Below are 17,164 nucleotides of genomic sequence, written 5' to 3'. Positions count from 1 at the left end.
AAAGTGGGGTCGGCGCCTGACTAGCAGAGCTTGGCGTTTTCCTCAACGCGGCCTGGCGGCATAGATGCAGGAGAGGGCGAAAAGTGCGGCCAATCCCCAGGGAAAATAGAACCGGAGCCCGATCACGGCAAACTGATAGACCGCTCCGGCTGTGGTGAAGATGAAATGGATCACCCATGAAGGCGAGAGGAGCGCGCCATGCCACTGGGCGTAGTAGGCGCGGTATTGCAGCGCATAGAGGGCGGCCGTGACGCAGATCGTGGCAAGCGCAAAGCACAGAAACGCGGCGGCGAAACGGGATTCGGGTCGGGCATTGCGCGCGACGAGCGCCTGCAGCGTGTGGCCGATGGGAAAGGCGAGGGCCGCGCCAAGCGCAAAGATGGATGTCAGGGCGACCATATGCGGCATCGACTGCCAGCCGCGCATCCAGAGGAAACCGAGCGCGTTGAAGCCCATTGCCGCGCCCCAGAGAAACGCGCCTTTCAACGCCAGCGCAGGTGGCGGCAGCGCCTGCCGGAGGGTGGCAAGACGCTGTCTCATGGAAACCCGATGCTTTTGCCGCCCCCGGACATCAGCCGCTAGAGCCGGCCGGTAACGGCAATGAAGCGGTGGTCGGGGCCCTCAAAGCCCACTTTGCGAACCGCGATCATGACCGCAAAGACCGGTGCGCCGCCTTCGGGATGGAAGGTCTGGATGCCGCTGATGCCGTAGCCGAGAGGGCAGCCGCGGCTCTGCGGGATCGTGCTGTCCTCATGCACCAGCGCGGTTTCGGCCCTTGGTTCCGTGGCAATGCGTGTCAGGCGGAAGCCGGCCGGTTCGCCGAAACCGTAGCATTCGGCGCCATCGGGCATGGGAAGCTCCGTCAGGCGGAATTCGAGAGAACTGTCGATGGCGGGAAAGACCGGGCGCGGATTGACGGCCATGCGGAAGGGATCGGCGGATTGTTCCGTGACGGCGTTCCAGCCGGCGGTAAAGCCGCGATTGTCGGCGAGCACCGTGTCGGAGATGACGGACTGGGCCTGCGTTTTTGCCTGGGCGCGTGCATCGGAAACGCTGGCGCCATCTTGCTCGACGGTCACGCGGATCGGCGTGCCGGGCAGGAAACTGTCATTGGCGGTGTCGATATAGTAGCGGTTGGCGTAAGCGAAGCCGGATCCGTCCTGCACGCCGTACTCCTCAAACGCGAACGTTGCTCCGTCGGCTGAAAAGCCGAGGATCTCGACGGAGGCGGTGTCGCCTGCATGAGCCGTGGCGGAGGCGGCAAGAAATGCTGCGGTGCAGACGATTGCGGGAAGGTGTTTCATGCTGAAATTCCTTTCGGCCTGAATTCTGGTCTTAACGCCCTACGACAGACTGTTTCGCCCAAGTGGGAAATAGATCACGTTCGGCCGGTGTCGCGGCAAAAACACCTCTGGCAATGGCCCGCGCCATGGTTGCGGCCGCGGCCGCATTGAGGTCGATCACGCCTTCCAGATCGAGCACGGCTTCGCTGCGGCCCGTCGAGAGCGCGAAGACAAGATCGCCGTCGACAGGCGTGTGGGCCGGCCAGATGGCGCGCGCGAACCCGTCATGGGCGGCGATGGCGAGCCGTTTTGCGGCGGCTTTATCAAGCCTTGCATCGGTGGCGATCACGGCGATGGTGGTGTTGCCGCGCGCTGCGGTGCGCATTTTGGTGGTGACGTTCGAAGCATTCGCCGGAAGGGGATGCGGCAGGCCAAGGCCGCCGAACTCGTCGCCGATCTCGAAGGGAGCGGCCCAGAAATGCGGTGTGTTGCCGATGGTGACGGAACCCACGGCGTTGACAGCAACCAGTGCACCGACCGTGATGCCGTTTTCAAGAACCGTTGAGGCCGAGCCGAGCCCGCCCTTGAACGTGGCGGTGGTGGCGCCTGTGCCGGCACCTGCCGTGCCGATCTCGAAATCCTGCGATGCGGCCATGGCGGCGGAAAAGCCGAAATCCCGATAGGGGGAAAAGCGACCCCAGTCCTTGTCGCCGCCATTGGGCAGGTCGAACAGGATGGCGCCGGGCACGATGGGCACGCGAAAACCCAGGATCTCAAACCCCCGGCCCATCTCGCGCAGCGCTGCCTGCACGCCGGCTGCCGCATCGATGCCGAAGGCCGAGCCGCCGGACAGCGTGATCGCGTCCACGCCGTCAACCAGATTATGCGGCTCGAGCGCATCGGTCTCGCGGGTGCCGGGCGCCCCGCCGAGAACCTGGACGCCGGCGGTTGCCGGCGTTTCGCACAGCACCGCGGTGACGCCTGATTTCACGCTTCCGTCGGTGTGGTTGCCGACGGTGAGACCCGCGACGTCGGTGATCAGGTTGCGGGAACCGGTCCGCCACATCACTCAACCTCCTGAAATGTCTGTCCGTCGAAGCGGAACAGGCGATAGAGGGGCTGCTCGAGGTCACCCTTCCGATCGAAGGAATAGGGGCCGAGCGCTGTCTGGAACGTGCCGGATTCGAGTGCATCGGTCACCGGGCCTGACCCGGTGCGGAGCGCGGCAATGGCAAGCTCGGTCGCCGCGAAGGCGGGTAGGACGTAGCCGTCGGGAACGATTCCAGCCTCCTCGAGCGCTTTCCCGGCGGAATCCGTTGCAATATCGGCCCAGCGCGGCAGGCCGACCATCAGCGTGCCTTCCGCAAGCGGGATCGCGCTTTCCTCGGCACGCAGCGCTTCGCCGCCGGCGATGACGAGATCATAGTCCATGCCGCCCGCATCGCGTGACAGAATGGCAATGTCGCTGCGGTCTCCACCGACGAACACATGCGTGGCGCCGGAACGCTTCAGCCGACCGGCCAGACCGATCTGATTGTCGAGCTGGGGACGGAACGTGTCCACGAAAACCGGTTTCAGTTCCTGCAATTCGGCCGTAGCGCGCAGATTTTCCGCCAGCTCGCGTCCGTAGATCGTACCGTCGTCCACAATGGCAAAGAAGTTTTCCCGCCAGCGGGGAAGCAGGATGTCGGCAACGGCATCGCGTTCGGCATCGGCGCGCGGGGCGGTGCGGAAGATGGGCCAGCCCGTGCGCTCCCGCTGGTCGGTAAGGGTTGCGGTGCGCACACCGGGCGTGATCACAGGAATGCCGGCTTCGGCAAAAAGCGGCAGGGCTGCTTCGATGGCGTCCGTGCACAAAAAGCCCACCACGACCGGCACCTTCTGCTCGATGAGCGCGCGGGCGGCTGCTTCACCGCCCTCGGTGCTGCACTGTGTGTCTGCTTCGACAATCTGCGCGCCACTCGCTTGTGCAGCCAGACGCGCGCCATCGCGCATCTGCTGGCCGAGCAGGGCAAAACTGTCGGTCAGCGGAGCGGCGAGGCCGACAACAGGAGCCTGCGCATGGGCCGCAGGAGGGCTGAAGGCCGCAAGGCTGCTCAAAATGAAAAAGGCGAAGCAACGCATAGCTGGAGATCAATCACCCGTTTGACGGTTGCGCAGTAACACGAGAATCAGCCCGACCGCATCCGAACTTAACCGTAAAGATGCGGAACTGGTAAATAACCGTGTCATATGGCACTTCGGGTAATGTGAACCTGTTTTGAAGGGCTGTGGCTGGCGCAGCCCTTTTTCCGTTTTTGGACTGTCGGTCCCTGATGCTCCTTGGTAAGCCTGCCCACCCAACCTATATCGCACACAAGAGTTGAAAAGAGTTGACCGTGCTGAAGACCAACGAGATCGAACCGCGCCACTACCGCGATGCCATGGCCCGTTTTGCCGGTGCCGTTCATGTCGTCACCACGGATGGACCGGCGGGCAAACGCGGTGTGACGGCCATTGCGGCCTGTTCGGTTTCGGACAACCCACCCACGGTGCTTGTGTGTCTCAACCGCGAAAACCCGAGCAATGACTGCTTTGTGGAGAACGGCGTTTTTGCGCTCAACACGCTGGCAGCGGACCACCAGGACCTTTCCAACGCGTTTTCAGGGCTGACCGGGCTTTCGCCCGAGGAACGCTTCGCGCAGGCGCGGTGGGAGACGATCGCCACAGGCGCACCGACGCTGTCGGACGCGCTGGCGGTTTTTGACTGCCACGTGGTGCAGACGGTGGAACTGGGCACGCACCGGGTTTATTTCGGCCGTGTTGCCGGTCTCAGCATCGGCGACAAATCCAGCCCGCTCCTCTACCATGAGCGGGGCTACCGGGTATTGTAGCCGCAAGTCCTTTCGGGAAGACTGGGGGAATGATGGCCCAACCGAGCACACGCGGCCTGCCGCAATCTATCGATGAAACGCTGGCGCTTCTGACCGACGGTGGCTATGTGGCCGACCGCGCGCTTGCGACCGTGCTGTTCCTGAGCCTGACGATGCAGCGCCCCCTGTTTCTGGAAGGCGAGGCGGGTGTCGGCAAGACCGAGATCGCCAAGGTTCTGGCCGACCGGCTGGGGCGAAAACTCATCCGGCTGCAATGTTATGAAGGGCTCGATGTCTCTTCTGCCGTCTATGAGTGGAACTATGCCGCCCAGATGATCGAGATCCGCATGGCCGAAGCGGCAGGCGTTCATGACCGCGCGGAGATGGAAAGCGGTGTTTTCTCCGAAAAGTATCTGATCCGCCGCCCGGTGCTGGAAGCGCTGGAACGCAGCGTGGACGGGCCGCCGATCTTTCTGATCGACGAGCTGGACCGGGCTGACGAAGCCTTTGAGGCCTATCTTCTGGAAGTGCTTTCCGACTATCAGGTGAGCGTGCCGGAGCTTGGCACGATCAGGGCCGCAGAACCGCCCATTGTCGTGATCACCACGAACCGGACACGCGAAATACACGACGCGCTGAAACGGCGCTGCCTCTACCACTGGGTCGATTACCCGGACGCGCAGCGCGAGCTCGATATTCTTGCCCGCAAGGTGCCGAACGCCAACGCGACGCTGGCCAGACAGGTGGTCGTGTTCGTCCAGAAGCTGCGCGAGCTCGATCTCTTCAAAGCGCCCGGCGTTGCCGAAACGATCGACTGGGCAACGGCGCTGACCGCGCTCGGCAAGGAATCGCTCGATGCCGAGACCGTGTCCGACACGATGGGCGTTCTCCTGAAATACCAGGACGACATTGCGCGTATGGAAGAGGGCGAGGGCGTGCGGGTTCTGGAAGAGGTGAGGGTCGGCTGAATGGCCGCCGCTCCGGCATCGCGGATAACGGCTTCTGAAGAGCCTCAGGGCGCGCGGCTGGCAAGCCGCATTGTCGGCTTTGCCCGCATGCTGCGCCGCGCCGGCCTCAGGATCGGGCCGGCAGCGGTGATGGATGCGGTGCGCGCGGTGCTCTCGGTCGGCATCGAGAAGCGCGTGGATTTTTACTGGACCCTGCATTCGACAATGATCTCGCGGCGCGAGGATCATGCCGTATTCGATGCCGTGTTCCGCCTTTACTGGGCACGCCGGGAGGCGCGTGATGAGAGCGGCGAGGACGGGGATGACGAGGAGGCGGAGGTGCTGCGCGAGAAGAAGCGTGCGGGAGACCGGCGCGCTGAAGATGCGCTCGATGAAGAGCGGCGCGCGATTATCAGGAAGCGCCCGGAATTCGAACTCGATGCCAGGCTCTCCTTCACTGCGATGGAAGTGCTGCGCGGCAAGGACTTTGCACAGATGTCGGCTGCGGAACTGGCCGAGGCGCGTCTTGCGATGCGCGACCTCACCCTGCCTTTCGACCGTGTGGCGACGCGGCGTTTCCGGCCGGACCCGCACGGCGCGCGCATTGACCCCCACGCCATGCTGCGGACGAGCCTGCGCACGGGCGGCGACCTGATCCTGCCGAAATTCCGCTCGCCGCGCGAGATTGCGCCGCCGCTGGTGGCGCTGGTCGATATTTCGGGCTCGATGAGCCAGTATTCGCGTGTTTTCCTGCATTTTTTGCATGCGCTGACGGAAAAGCGCCGGCGCGTTCACAGTTTCACCTTCGGCACGCGGCTGACCAACATCACGCGGGCGCTCAGCAGGCGCGATCCGGACGAGGCCATGGACGAGGCGTCGGAAACCGTGCGCGACTGGTCGGGCGGCACGCGGATCGGTACGGCACTTGGCGATTTCAACCGGCTGTGGTCACGCCGGGTTCTGGGGCAGGGCGCCATCGTGCTTCTGATCACGGACGGACTGGAGCGCGACCATATCGAGGTTCTGTCACGCGAGATGGAACGGCTTTCGAAATCCTGCCGGCGGCTGATCTGGCTGAACCCGCTGCTGGGTTTCGACGGGTTCGAGCCGCGGGCACGCGGGATGCGGGCCATGCTGCCCCATGTGGATGAATTGCGGGCCGTGCACTCGCTCGATGCGCTTGGCGATCTCGTCGCTGCGCTGACGGCACCGGCGAGCGGCGGGGACTTGGCACGGCACTTCCGGCGTGCCCATATGAGGAGCGGGAGAAATGCCAATGTCTGAACTTGTGCGAAGAGACCATGCGCGCGATCCGCTGATGATCGCGGAGGAATGGATGAAGGCTGGCCGTGATGTGGCGATAGCCACGGTGGTGGAAACCTGGGGCTCTGCGCCGCGGCCCGTGGGAAGCCATCTGGTGATCGACACAGACGGCAATTTCGAAGGCTCGGTTTCGGGTGGCTGCGTCGAGGGCGCGGTGGTGGCCGAGGCTGCCGATGTGCTTGCCGAGGGCAAGGCGCGCATGCTGGAGTTCGGCGTTGCCGACGAGACCGCCTGGGAGGTGGGGCTCTCCTGCGGCGGGCGCATCAGGGTTTATGTGGAGAGGCTCGGCTAGTGGACCCGCATTCTCTGAAGAAGCTGAACGCGCTGCGGCGCGAGCGCCAGGCTGCGATCCTGTTGACGGATCTGGGCGACGGACGCGACCGGGTGATTGGCGAAGGCGACACGGTGGCGGGAGCTCTGGGCGACGCGGTGGCGCGCGCTTTCCGATCCGGCAAATCCGGCGTGGCGGAGATCGACGGGCGCGATTTTTTCCTCAATGTGCATCTGCCCGCGCCGCGTCTCGTGGTGATCGGCGCGGTGCATATCAGCCAGGCGCTGGCGCCGATGGCGAAAATCGCCGGTTTCGACCTGACGATCATCGATCCGCGCACCGCCTTTGCCTCGCCGGAGCGGTTTCCCGAGGTGGCGCTTCACGCCGAGTGGCCGGACGAAGCGCTGGCGCGCCAGCCACTCGATGCGTATACGGCGCTGGCCGCACTCACCCACGATCCGAAGATCGACGATCCGGCCCTCAGGGCCGCCTTCGAAGCGGAATGTTTTTACATCGGTGCGCTGGGAAGCCGGAAGACCCATGCCAGACGTGTCGAGCGGCTGATTGATGCCGGTGTTTCGGGAGAGGCGCTGGAGCGGATCGATGCGCCCATCGGGCTCGATATCGGGGCGGCGACGCCGGCAGAGATCGCCGTGGCGGTGCTTGGCGCGGTGATCCGGGCGCTGCGGACGCGCGGGCTGCAGGGCGGGAGTGTCCCGGCGTGAAGTTCGGGCCGCTTTCCATAGACGAGGCCGAGGGCGCGGTGCTGGCGCATGCAACGATGGCCGGCCGGACGCGGCTGCGCAAGGCGCACCGGCTGACGGCAGAAGACATCCGCCTCCTGCGGGCGGAAGGGGTTTTAAGCGTGATCGCGGCGCAGCTCGAGGCCGGTGATCTGGATGAGGATCAGGCGGCGGAGCGGCTTGCAGAACGGCTTGCCGTGGATGGGATCGCCGTGCGCGCGCCCTCCACGGGGCGGGTGAACCTTTATGCCGAAAAGGCCGGTCTTTTCGTTGTCGACAGGGCTTCGGTCGACCGGCTGAACGCTGTCGACCCGGCAATCACGCTCGCCACGCTGCCAGACTACAGCGCGGTGTCCGAAGGCCAGATGGTCGCAACGGTGAAGATCATCCCCTTCGCGGTTCAGGCCGGGCGGGTGGACGAGGCGATGGAAGCGATCCGTGGGGACGTGTTTCGCATTGCGCCATTCCGGACGCTTTCGGTCGGCGTGGTGCAGACGGCGCTTCCGAGCCTGAAAGACAGTGTGCTCGACAAGACGGCGCGCATCACCGGCGAGCGGCTGGCGCGTTCGGGCAGCCGCGTGACGCGCGAATTGCGACCGGCGCATGAGGAAGAGGCCGTAGCGCGCGCCATCGCGGCGCTGAAGGAGGAGAGCGACCTGCTGCTTCTCTTCGGCGCATCGGCCATATGCGATGCAGATGATGTGATCCCCGCGGCGATCCGCCGGGCTGGCGGCACGGTGGAGCGGGTCGGCATGCCGGTGGACCCGGGCAATCTCCTGGTGCTGGGCACGATCGACGGCAAGCCGGTGATCGGCGCACCCGGCTGCGCGCGCAGCCCGAAGACGAATGGCTTCGACTGGGTGCTCGACCGGGTGGTGGCGGGGCTCGACGTATCCTCGGCAGACATTGCCGGCATGGGGGTGGGCGGGCTTCTGGCCGAAATCCCGACGCGGCCGCAGCCGCGCGAGGGAAAAGCAGGTGCACGCGATCCGTCCGCCGTGTGGGGCGTGCTTTTGGCAGCGGGCCAGTCGCGGCGCATGGGCCGGCACAACAAGCTTCTCGCCTCGTTCGACGGCGTGCCGCTGGTGCGTCGAACGGGGGACGCGCTGGCGCGGAGCGGCGTTTCCGGCGCCATTGCGGTGCTGGGGCATGAGGCGCAGGCGGTGGAGGCCGCGCTGGAGGGGATCGCGGTCAAATGCGTGCGCAATGCGGATTACGCGGGCGGGCTCTCCACCTCGCTCAGGACAGGGATTGCGGCATTGCCGGACGAGGCCGCCGGCGCACTCATCATGCTGGCCGACATGCCGGAGATCGGATGCGGCGACCTTGACCGGCTCGTCGACGCCTTCGTGAAGGCGGGCGGCAATGCCGTGGTGCGGGCCACACACAATGGCAAGCGCGGCAATCCGGTGATCCTGCCGCGTGCGCTTTTTGCCGAGGTCGAAAAGCTGACCGGCGACACCGGCGCGCGCCATGTGGTGGAACAGGGGCTTGTCTCGGTGATCGATGTGGAAACGGGCGCTGGCGCGCATCTCGACGTGGACACGCCGGAGGCGCTTGAAAAAGCAGGTGGCGTGTTGAATCGATGAGTTTTCTTTCCTTTTCAAGGTTCTGTTTTATCTGTCTTTTTGCCGTTTTCTGGAATGCAGGGGCGCAGGGCTTCGAGCTTGCCGCACACAAGGATCGGCTCTTCGCCTATCCGGCGGTTCTTTCGTCGAGCGATGGCGGGGCCTACCGCGTCGTCGATTACCAGGAAATGCGCGACATCAATGGCCGCGATGCAGTACCGGAGCGGCGCGTGGACGGGCGCTATGTCTCCACGGGCGTGCGGCGCGCCCAGCAGGAACTGGCGCTCCAGACAGAGGCCGGGACGGTGCGCTATTTCGCGGTCGGCAAGAGCAGGGGCGCCAGCGCCATCGTGCTCTACCTGCATGGACAGGGCGGCAACCGGCGGCAGGGCGTGAACGATTTTACCTTCGGCGGCAATTTCAACCGCATCAAGAACCTGATGGTGAAGAGCGGCGGGCTCTATCTTTCGCCGGATGTTGCGGATTTCGAGGCGCTAGGCACCCGGCAGATTGCGGCGCTGATTTCCCATTATGCGGCGTCCTCGCCCGGCGCGCGTGTTTTCGTCGCCTGCGGCTCGATGGGCGGTGCGCTTTGCTGGCGGCTGGCGCAGGACGGCCAGACCGTCAGACAACTGGGCGGGCTCCTGCTGCTGGGGTCCATGTGGAACGAGGCGTTTCTGCAAAGCCCGGCCTTTGCGGCGCGCGTGCCCGTCTTTTTCGGCCATGGCAGCGCCGACCGGGTGTTTCCCGTCGGGAAACAGGAGGCCTTTTTCAGGAAGATTCGTTCAGCATCAGGGGAATATCCCGCACGCTTCGTGCGGTTTGAGACAGGCACGCACGGAACGCCGATCCGCATGACAGACTGGCGCGAGACGCTGAACTGGATGCTCGCTGAGCGGTGACGGGGCTTCAGGGCCCCGTGTGATAGTCGAGGACCGTGACCGGATCCTTCTCGCCATCATAGGACGCATCGACATCGTAGCGCACGAGCGTAAAAGTTCCTTCGCGGAAAATCCACGTGCCGGCGGAGAAGGCATCGCCGACGCCGCGCCACTTGTTGTAGCTGGTGAGCGTCAATGTGTCGGCATCGTAGGTGGAGTTCACGAGCATGTCGTCGACCGTGTAGCCGACGATGCGGATGTCCTCGACCTTGCCGTCGCTGTCGCCGTTTTCGTACTGCACACTCGTCTCGGGCGTTGCGAATTGCAGGGGTGTGAGCCCGCCTTCCTCATTGGCCAGGATATAGGCGTGGTTCTCGTTATAGGCACCGCTTCCGCAATAGAAGCGGAAGAGGCGGGCCTCGTGTTTCGGCGTATCGAGGCTTTCATGCGAATAGTTGAACGGGATCGTGTAGCTCTGCACCTGGTCGCTGGCGTCCCTGTCCGGCGCCTGCGGACAGTCGCGCCCGTACAGGGTCGAGAAGAGCGCCTTCGCATCGGCCAGAACCGTATCGGTTTCATCGGGCGTGCCGTCGCCGCAACTGGCGGGCAGAACATCGTGCAGTTCCCCGGTTGCAGGCTTCATCTCCGCCTTTTCGATGTGCAGCGGCGCATACGGCGTTCCCTGAATTTGCGGGTTTGACAGGCGCAGCGTGTAGCAGCCGGCGAAAACCCGCTCGCCGCCATCGCCTGCTCTCGCGCGGATGGCGACAGGAAGCGAATAGACGATGCTGCCGGCAGCGCCTTCGGAGGAGGCTGTCCCGGTCACCAGAGCAACGTGATCCGTGTCCGCATAGCCTTCCTGATAGGCATCGAGACTGGCCGCCGGCGGCGTTGCGAAATAGTCGTAGGCACGCGCGTATTCCTTGCGATTGACCGCATTGTACAGCGATTGCAACAGGGTCTCGGGCGACGACCGGTCATCCAGATAGGGCTCGTCCTGGGCGAGTGCCGGCGCTTGCAGTGCGGCAAGGATTGCAGCGGTTGTGAAAGCGGACTTCATCAGGGCCTCCTCGGCTCGAAACGGCTGCAGGGTAACGCGGGAAACATCGATTCGCACAGATGGTAGCGTTTGAATATTGCCCAGATTGTGATCGCGGTATTGAGACAGGCGTGCATTTCGCCATTGCTTCAAATAGAGTGAAGTAAAGAGTAAGTTTCTTAACCGCACCGGGCTAAGGCTGCGCCTGGTGCTGTTTTGATGAATGGAGCTCTCGCATAGGCGGGAGAGGCGATATGGCCATCGGGAGGCGCCGCGATTTCGCGGCATTGCTTGATGAACTGATCAGTGAGGACATTGAGCACGCAGGCGGTGCGTCTGCGAGCCTCAACTCCCTCGACTATCTCTCCGTAGCCGAGGAACTCCATTCCGGCCGCATCAACTTCACCGACCGGCGCGCCCAGGTGGAATATGGCGAGCACCAGACAGCGGAGCCGGTTGAGCCGGAGGCCGCGGCTGCCGAACCGCCTCCAGCGCCACCGCTGACGACGGACCCGGACGAGATTGCCCGTGAGCTGGGACTGGGCGAAACGATCGAGCCGAGATCGCTCGACCGGCTGCGCCGCGATTTTGCCTTTCGCAATCACCCCGACCGAGTGCCGGCCCATCTGCGGGCCAACGCCATGATGCGCATGCAGGTGGCGAACATGCTGATCGACGAAGCCAAACGCGGCAGGTTCAGGCCACGCGGCTCTGGTGAAGCCAGGGCATGAGGCGCTCGCGCCTCAGCCAGCGCACGTAAAGCAGCACCGATACGATGGCGAGGCCGCTGACCAGGCCGATCCAGATGCCGGGTCCATCCATGCCGAGGGCAAAGGCGAGAACCACGCTCGACGTCATGCCAAGGCCCCAATAGCCGAACAGCGAATAGATCATCGGCACTTTCGTGTCGTGCAGGCCGCGCAGCATTCCGGCAGCGACCGCCTGCGCGCCGTCGAAAATCTGGAACAGGCCGGCAAAAGCCAGAAAGGTGACGGCGAGGCCGATGACCTCGGCGTTTTCCGGCAGCTCGAGGTCGATGAAGGCGCCGATGAGCGGCCGGGGTATGGTGACCATCAGCAGGGCCATCAGCGCCATGAAGCCGACGCCCATGACAAAGGCTGTCCAGCCGGCGCGCGTGATGCCATCCAGATTCTGCGCGCCGAAGGCACGGCCCACCCGCACCGTGGCAGCCTGGCTGAGGCCCATGGGCACCATGAAGCTGATGGACGCGATCTGTATTGCAATGGCATGCGCCGCGAGTGCGGGCGCGCTGATGAGCCCCATGAGGAGGGCTGCGGCATTGAAGATCGTGACCTCGAATGTCATCGAACCCGCAATCGGAAGACCAAGCCGGATCAGCTCGAAGAATCGGGGCCAGTCGGAGCGCCAGAAGCGGCCAAAGAGCTGGTAGCGGCGAAACTGGCGCTCCACCGAGACGACGAGTACGAGGCCGAAAAACATCAGAATGCTGGAAAGCGTCGTGGCGATGCCGGAGCCGGGCACGCCGAGTGCTGGAAAGCCGAGATTGCCGAACATCAGGCACCAGTTGGCCAGCACGTTGAAGGCCACCATGATGAACATGATGGTCAGCGCCCAGCCCGGACGCTCCAGCGCGGAAATGAAGGAGCGCAGGACGATGTACCCGAAAAAGGGCAGGGCGGCCCATTGCAGCGTGCGCACATAGCTGCCGGCGATGCCAGCAAGCGCCGGTTCCTGCCCCATCCATAAGAGAATACGCTCCGATTGCCAGAGCAGAAGCCAGATGGGGATGGAGACAGCAATGGCAAGCCACAGGCCCTGCCGCACGGTGCGGCGCACGTCGCGCACGGAGTGAAGCTTGCGGCCAAGCGCGCTCGCCATCATGGGCGAAGTGGCAAGCAGGAGGCCGAGCCCAAAAATGAGCGGCGCGAAATAGAGATTGTAACCGAGGGTTCCGGCCGCCAGCGCATCCGGACCCAGCCGCCCCATCATCATGACGTCGGTCGTGGTCATGGCGATCTGGGCCAGATTGGTGAGCACCATCGGCCAGGCGAGCGCCAGCATTGCGCGTGCTTCAGCGGTCCACGGATTGGCCGGCGCGCGGGCGCCGGGAGCAATGGCCGTCATGTCGTCTACCCCTTGCGGCGGGCGGAAATCTCGACGCCTGCCGGAATCATGCGCGGAAGGAGGATGCCTTCGGCGAAAAAACGCTTTTAATGCACCGAGCCTGACAGGCAAGGCGGTTTCGTTTGGTCCAGTCCCGTCAGCCGCGGGCGCGCCGGGACCGTCGTGTCCCGGTGCCTGCGCCGCTTTCGGAAGCCGACTTGTTGCGCAGCGGTCCGACGCGGGCGACAATATCTTCGATACCGGGGCGGTTTTCGGGTTCCCTGTGGCCGTCGAGCGCTGCGCGCATGGCCGCCAGGTGTTCGAAAGAAGTGCCGCAGCACCCGCCGATGATCCGCGCACCGCCATCGACCGCAAGCCGGACATATTCGCTCATCAGCTCCGGCGTTCCGGAGTAGTGAACCTCGGTGCCGCGAAACTCCGGAATGCCGCAATTGCCCTTCACCACAACCGTGGCATCGGGCCGCGCTTCGGTCATGTCGAGAAGTGCGGCCAGAATGTCCGGCGCGCCGACGCCGCAATTGGCGCCAACGGCAACCGGGGACTGGCCGAGATCGTCAACGACGGTGTGAATGTCTTTGGGCGCAAGGCCCATCATGGTGCGGCCGGCCGTATCGAACGAGCCTGTGTAGGTGTATGGCAGCCCAACGCGGATCGCCGCCTCGGCGGCAGCGCGGATTTCATCCGGTGCGGACATGGTTTCGATCCACGCGACTTCCGCACCGCCTGCCTTCAGCCCCTCCATCTGCTCGGCAAAGGCTTCGACCGCTTCCTCGTAAGTGAGGGCGCCGAGCGGCACCAAAAGCTCGCCGGTGGGGCCGACGGAGCCAGCGACGATGACGCGCCGCCCGGCCTGGCCGGCAACGCGGCAGGCGATCTCCGCCGCCTTCCTGTTGAGCTCGAAGACGCGATCCTGTGCGTTGTGCAGCTTGAGCCTGTGACGCGTGCCGCCAAAGGAATTGGTGAGGATGATGTCGGCGCCGGCATCAACGAACCCCTGATGCAGGGCCTCAATCTTTTCTGGCGCATCTTCATTCCAGAGTTCGGGCGCTTCACCCGATTCCAGCCCCATGGCAAAGAGATTCGTGCCCGTCGCGCCATCGGCGAGAAGGATGCCCTTTTCTGCAATGAGTGCATCGATTGGATTGTCGGGTGCCGGCTGTTGCATCGGGGAACCTTCCATTGGGTCGAGACTGACGGGCGAGCCTGCGTTCTTTGAGTGAAGATATAAAGAAATCTTTATATCCGTCAATCCGGAGAATTTACCCGAGCCTGAGGCTCCTGACGAATTCGGCTGCCTCATGGGCGTTGACCTCGGCATCGCGGATGAGCCCGTCGAAATGGCGGGTCAGGCGCTGCAGGGAGCCGGTGGAACTGAGCACCAGATACATGCCGCCCATGTAGAGCGCCGCACGGTAGGGGCCGAAGATCGTATAGGGGGCGGAATAGCGCCTGCGTCCGTCGAACAGGAAAAGGCGGAAGGTGGGATAGAGATCGTCGAGCAGGCGTGCCATGTGGATGATCTGTTCGGCCCGCACCTGCTCGGACAGGGTGCGCCACATGCCTTCGCCCTTGGCGAAGAGTTCCAGAGTCTGGCGCGGCATGCAGACCTCCATGTCGGTTTCTGGTCTGCGGTTGTAGTCGACGCGGTATCGGGCCTCGCTGATCTGGGTCGCGCGGCGCTGCGGCATGGCTTCCGATTCATAGAGGATGACGGCTTCCGTGCGCAGCAGGTCCGGAATGCCCGAGGGCACATAGCGGATCTTGGTGCCCACGGCTTCGGCGTGCCATCTGGCGAGCATCGTGTCGTCGAACCCGCCCTGTGCTTCGGCGATTTCGAGACTTTCGCGCAGGTCTCCGGTGATGCCCTCGTCCTGGCTGAGGCCGAGCAGCCAGTCGAGCGATACCTTGTGCTCGGCAGCAATGTTGATGAGCGTTTCGGCGCGCGGAAGGCGTGTGGAGGCGCCAGAGAGGAGCTGCGACAGGGCCGAGCGGTCTATGCCGACGGCTGCGGCAAAGGTCGACTGGTTGAGGCCGGAGCGCTGGAGCAGGGTTTTCAGGCGATCGCGAAAGGTGCCGGAAAGATCCCGCTTGTCGATGACTGACTTTTCCATCTCTCTTTCGACGCAGATGATGACTTTAGTAAACAAATGATATGATTGGTGCGCATTGTCAACGAATTGTGCGCTTTCTCGCATTGCGTGTATCGGCTGCTCCTGACAGAATCATGTCAGGATCAAAACGCGCTGCTTTGGTTGCCGATCAGGGCTTGGGTGCAGTGCAGAACCGGAACAATAATGGATAAGATGACCAGACGCCGGGGCAGACGTCCTGCGGCGGCGGAATGGCCGACGCTCGCCTTGATCGTCCTCTGCTACGGGGGCTGGGCGGTTGCGGGCCTCCTGCTGTGGCCAAACTGGCCGCTGGCAGGCCTGCTGCTCCTGACACTGATGATCGCGCTGCAGAGCTCGCTGATGCATGAATGCCTGCACGGGCATCCCACACGCTCATCCGCCCTCAACGAAGCGCTGGTTTTCCTGCCCGTCGGGCTTGTCTATCCCTATCGGCGCTTCAAGGCGCTGCATCTGCGCCATCATGCGGACGAGCGGCTGACGGATCCGTTCGAGGATCCGGAGAGTTACTACAAGGCGCTCTGGCAATATGAGGAACTGCCTGGCTGGGCGCGCCGCGTCCTTGAAGTCAACAACACGATGATCGGACGTTTCCTTCTGGGGCCGCTGATCATGAATATCGGGTTCTTCGCTGCCGAGGCCACGCTGATCAGGCGGAATGTGCGCGGCGTGCGCCGGGCGTGGCTCCTGCACGGGGCGGGGCTGGCGCTCGTTCTGCCGGTCATCGCTTATGGGTTCGACATGCCGCTGTGGCTTTACATCCTCGTGCCGGCCTGGCTCGGACAGTCGCTGATCTCGGTGCGCACTTTTGCAGAGCACCAATGGTCCGAGCGGCCGGACGGGCGGACGATCATCGTGGAGCGGTCGCCGCTGGCACTGCTGTTTCTGAACAACAATCTGCACCTGGTTCATCACAAAGTGCCGACCGCGCCCTGGTATCGCCTGCCGGCACTCTATCGGGAACGGCGTGCGGAGTGGCTCGCCATGAATGATGGCTACAGTTATGGGAGTTACTGGGCGCTTCTGAAGGAATTCGCATTCCGGCCCAAGGAGCCGGTGCCGCATCCGGCCCTGCGGCGCGCGCCTGAAGCGCCCAGCGGCTTTCGCCCGCACGCTCATGGCCGGACGGTTGGCGGGCGGGAAAGGCCCGTGCCGGCCAGGCCAGCGAAGGAGTAGGGCGCTTGCGTTTGACACACCAGGCACCCGATAAGAACGCATGAACGAATGGATTGCCGCCCTTCCCATGTATGACTGGCCCGAATGCCGGCAGGACACTGACGCCCTGTGGCAGGGCTGGCGCGACGCCCTGCGCAGGCGCGGTGTCGATGCGCCCCAAGCACTGACACGCACCGGCGATCTGCAGGCGCTGTGGCGACACCCGAACCTGCTTCTGGCGCAGACATGCTGGGGCCCGATGGAAGCGGGGCTCGCCGAGCATGTACGTGTGGTCGGGCAGCCGGATTATTCGGCTTATGAAGGCGGTGAGGGGGCGTATTATTCGAGCGTCATCGTGATGCGGAAGGACGTGGCCGGGCCCGACATGGCCGCATCAGACATGGCCGCACCCGAAGACGGGCGGGCGCGTCTTTCGCCCGATCGCATGCGGGGCAAACGCCTTGCCTACAATGAAGCGCTCTCGCGCTCCGGCTTCCTTGCCCTGATTCAGGATCTAAAGGAGGTGGGGGAAGCCGCTGATCTGTTTGCAGAAAAACTGGAAACGGGCGGGCACCGCGCTTCGCTTGAAGCTGTGCGGGACGGGCGGGCGGATGTCTGTGCTGTCGATTGCCGGAGCTGGGCAATGGCGCAGCGTTTCGAACCGGGTGTCGATGGCCTGCGTGTCGTCGGCTGGACGGCGCGACGCCTGGGGCTTCCCTATATTACGAGCCGGCGTGCAAGCGATTCTGTGGTGAAGGCCGTTCAACATGTTGTGCGCACAAATCGTGGGTGCGGGTGCTTCAGAGCATAAGCCTTTATGCTTATTTCATGAAATTGTAGATTGTATAACCTTTTGGTGAAGAGCAT

General features: G+C 63.9%; 18 protein-coding genes. 10 read left to right on the top strand and 8 right to left on the bottom strand.

Features of this window, described 5'->3' with window-relative positions; all coding sequences use genetic code 11:
- Positions 1–42 precede the first annotated feature (42 nt).
- Genes KUG85_RS03985 through KUG85_RS03970 form a run of 4 tightly spaced genes read right to left on the bottom strand, consistent with a single transcriptional unit; the run spans position 43 to position 3,407 of the window.
- Positions 43–540, bottom strand: coding sequence for a hypothetical protein (locus KUG85_RS03985; protein WP_223004209.1), 498 nt, complete (start codon positions 538–540; stop codon positions 43–45).
- A 38-nt stretch (positions 541–578) separates the two neighbouring features.
- On the bottom strand, positions 579–1,304 hold the full coding sequence (locus KUG85_RS03980; protein WP_223004208.1) for a DUF2259 domain-containing protein: 726 nt from the start codon (positions 1,302–1,304) through the stop codon (positions 579–581).
- Positions 1,305–1,335: 31 nt separating this feature from the next.
- Positions 1,336–2,349: a P1 family peptidase gene (locus tag KUG85_RS03975; protein WP_223004207.1), complete on the bottom strand. Its 1,014-nt coding sequence runs from the start codon at positions 2,347–2,349 to the stop codon at positions 1,336–1,338.
- Positions 2,349–3,407 (bottom strand): branched-chain amino acid ABC transporter substrate-binding protein, encoded by a 1,059-nt coding sequence (locus tag KUG85_RS03970; protein ID WP_223004206.1) that lies wholly within the window; start codon positions 3,405–3,407, stop codon positions 2,349–2,351. The genes KUG85_RS03975 and KUG85_RS03970 overlap by 1 nt, the downstream gene beginning before the upstream one ends.
- A 254-nt stretch (positions 3,408–3,661) precedes the next feature.
- Between KUG85_RS03970 and KUG85_RS03965 the strand changes: the two genes are divergently transcribed.
- The 7 genes from KUG85_RS03965 to KUG85_RS03935 are packed head-to-tail and all read left to right on the top strand — an operon-like array spanning position 3,662 to position 9,889.
- Positions 3,662–4,156, top strand: coding sequence for a flavin reductase (locus KUG85_RS03965; protein ID WP_065817768.1), 495 nt, complete (start codon positions 3,662–3,664; stop codon positions 4,154–4,156).
- 29 nt (positions 4,157–4,185) lie between these two features.
- A complete protein-coding gene (locus KUG85_RS03960; RefSeq protein WP_407673642.1) occupies positions 4,186–5,103 on the top strand; it encodes an AAA family ATPase in 918 nt (305 codons plus the stop codon).
- Positions 5,104–6,366, top strand: a complete 1,263-nt coding sequence (locus KUG85_RS03955; RefSeq protein WP_223004204.1) for a vWA domain-containing protein — start codon at positions 5,104–5,106, stop codon at positions 6,364–6,366.
- Positions 6,359–6,697, top strand: coding sequence for an XdhC family protein (locus tag KUG85_RS03950; RefSeq protein ID WP_223004203.1), 339 nt, complete (start codon positions 6,359–6,361; stop codon positions 6,695–6,697). Before KUG85_RS03955 ends, KUG85_RS03950 begins: the two co-directional genes overlap by 8 nt.
- Entirely contained in the window at positions 6,697–7,401 is a 705-nt protein-coding gene (locus tag KUG85_RS03945; protein WP_223004202.1) for an XdhC family protein, read from the top strand. The genes KUG85_RS03950 and KUG85_RS03945 overlap by 1 nt, the downstream gene beginning before the upstream one ends.
- On the top strand, positions 7,398–9,008 hold the full coding sequence (locus tag KUG85_RS03940) for an NTP transferase domain-containing protein (protein ID WP_223004201.1): 1,611 nt from the start codon (positions 7,398–7,400) through the stop codon (positions 9,006–9,008). Before KUG85_RS03945 ends, KUG85_RS03940 begins: the two co-directional genes overlap by 4 nt.
- Entirely contained in the window at positions 9,005–9,889 is an 885-nt protein-coding gene (locus KUG85_RS03935) for an alpha/beta fold hydrolase (protein WP_223004200.1), read from the top strand. The genes KUG85_RS03940 and KUG85_RS03935 overlap by 4 nt, the downstream gene beginning before the upstream one ends.
- A 7-nt stretch (positions 9,890–9,896) precedes the next feature.
- On the opposite strand, the gene KUG85_RS03930 is transcribed toward KUG85_RS03935, so the two are convergent.
- Complete coding sequence (locus KUG85_RS03930; protein WP_223004199.1) at positions 9,897–10,928, bottom strand: DUF1176 domain-containing protein; 1,032 nt, start codon at positions 10,926–10,928, stop codon at positions 9,897–9,899.
- 233 nt (positions 10,929–11,161) lie between these two features.
- On the opposite strand from KUG85_RS03930, the gene KUG85_RS03925 reads away from it, so the two are divergent.
- Positions 11,162–11,638: a hypothetical protein gene (locus KUG85_RS03925; protein ID WP_065817600.1), complete on the top strand. Its 477-nt coding sequence runs from the start codon at positions 11,162–11,164 to the stop codon at positions 11,636–11,638.
- Here the strand turns inward: KUG85_RS03925 and KUG85_RS03920 are convergent.
- From KUG85_RS03920 to KUG85_RS03910, 3 genes are all read right to left on the bottom strand, one after another.
- A complete protein-coding gene (locus KUG85_RS03920) occupies positions 11,604–13,013 on the bottom strand; it encodes an MATE family efflux transporter (RefSeq protein ID WP_223004198.1) in 1,410 nt (469 codons plus the stop codon). The two genes, KUG85_RS03925 and KUG85_RS03920, sit on opposite strands and share 35 nt — an antisense overlap.
- Before the next feature lie 136 nt (positions 13,014–13,149).
- Positions 13,150–14,178 carry a betaine--homocysteine S-methyltransferase gene (gene bmt / locus KUG85_RS03915; RefSeq protein ID WP_223004197.1) on the bottom strand — a complete coding sequence of 343 codons (1,029 nt, stop codon included), beginning with the start codon at positions 14,176–14,178 and terminating at the stop codon, positions 13,150–13,152.
- Positions 14,179–14,272: 94 nt separating this feature from the next.
- On the bottom strand, positions 14,273–15,124 hold the full coding sequence (locus KUG85_RS03910) for a helix-turn-helix domain-containing protein (protein WP_083213075.1): 852 nt from the start codon (positions 15,122–15,124) through the stop codon (positions 14,273–14,275).
- A 183-nt stretch (positions 15,125–15,307) separates the two neighbouring features.
- On the opposite strand from KUG85_RS03910, the gene KUG85_RS03905 reads away from it, so the two are divergent.
- Together KUG85_RS03905 and KUG85_RS03900 are read left to right on the top strand one after the other, a co-directional pair.
- A complete protein-coding gene (locus KUG85_RS03905; protein WP_223004196.1) occupies positions 15,308–16,318 on the top strand; it encodes a fatty acid desaturase in 1,011 nt (336 codons plus the stop codon).
- A gap of 40 nt (positions 16,319–16,358) precedes the next feature.
- Positions 16,359–17,108 carry a phosphate/phosphite/phosphonate ABC transporter substrate-binding protein gene (locus tag KUG85_RS03900; RefSeq protein ID WP_223004195.1) on the top strand — a complete coding sequence of 250 codons (750 nt, stop codon included), beginning with the start codon at positions 16,359–16,361 and terminating at the stop codon, positions 17,106–17,108.
- Positions 17,109–17,164: the final 56 nt, after the last annotated feature.

The sequence above is a fragment of the Nitratireductor rhodophyticola genome (genome assembly GCF_019891355.1).
In the GTDB taxonomy this organism is placed as follows: domain Bacteria; phylum Pseudomonadota; class Alphaproteobacteria; order Rhizobiales; family Rhizobiaceae; genus Nitratireductor; species Nitratireductor rhodophyticola.
Note: the sequence above shows the minus strand (reverse complement) of the source record. Positions and strands in the feature narration are given on the sequence as shown.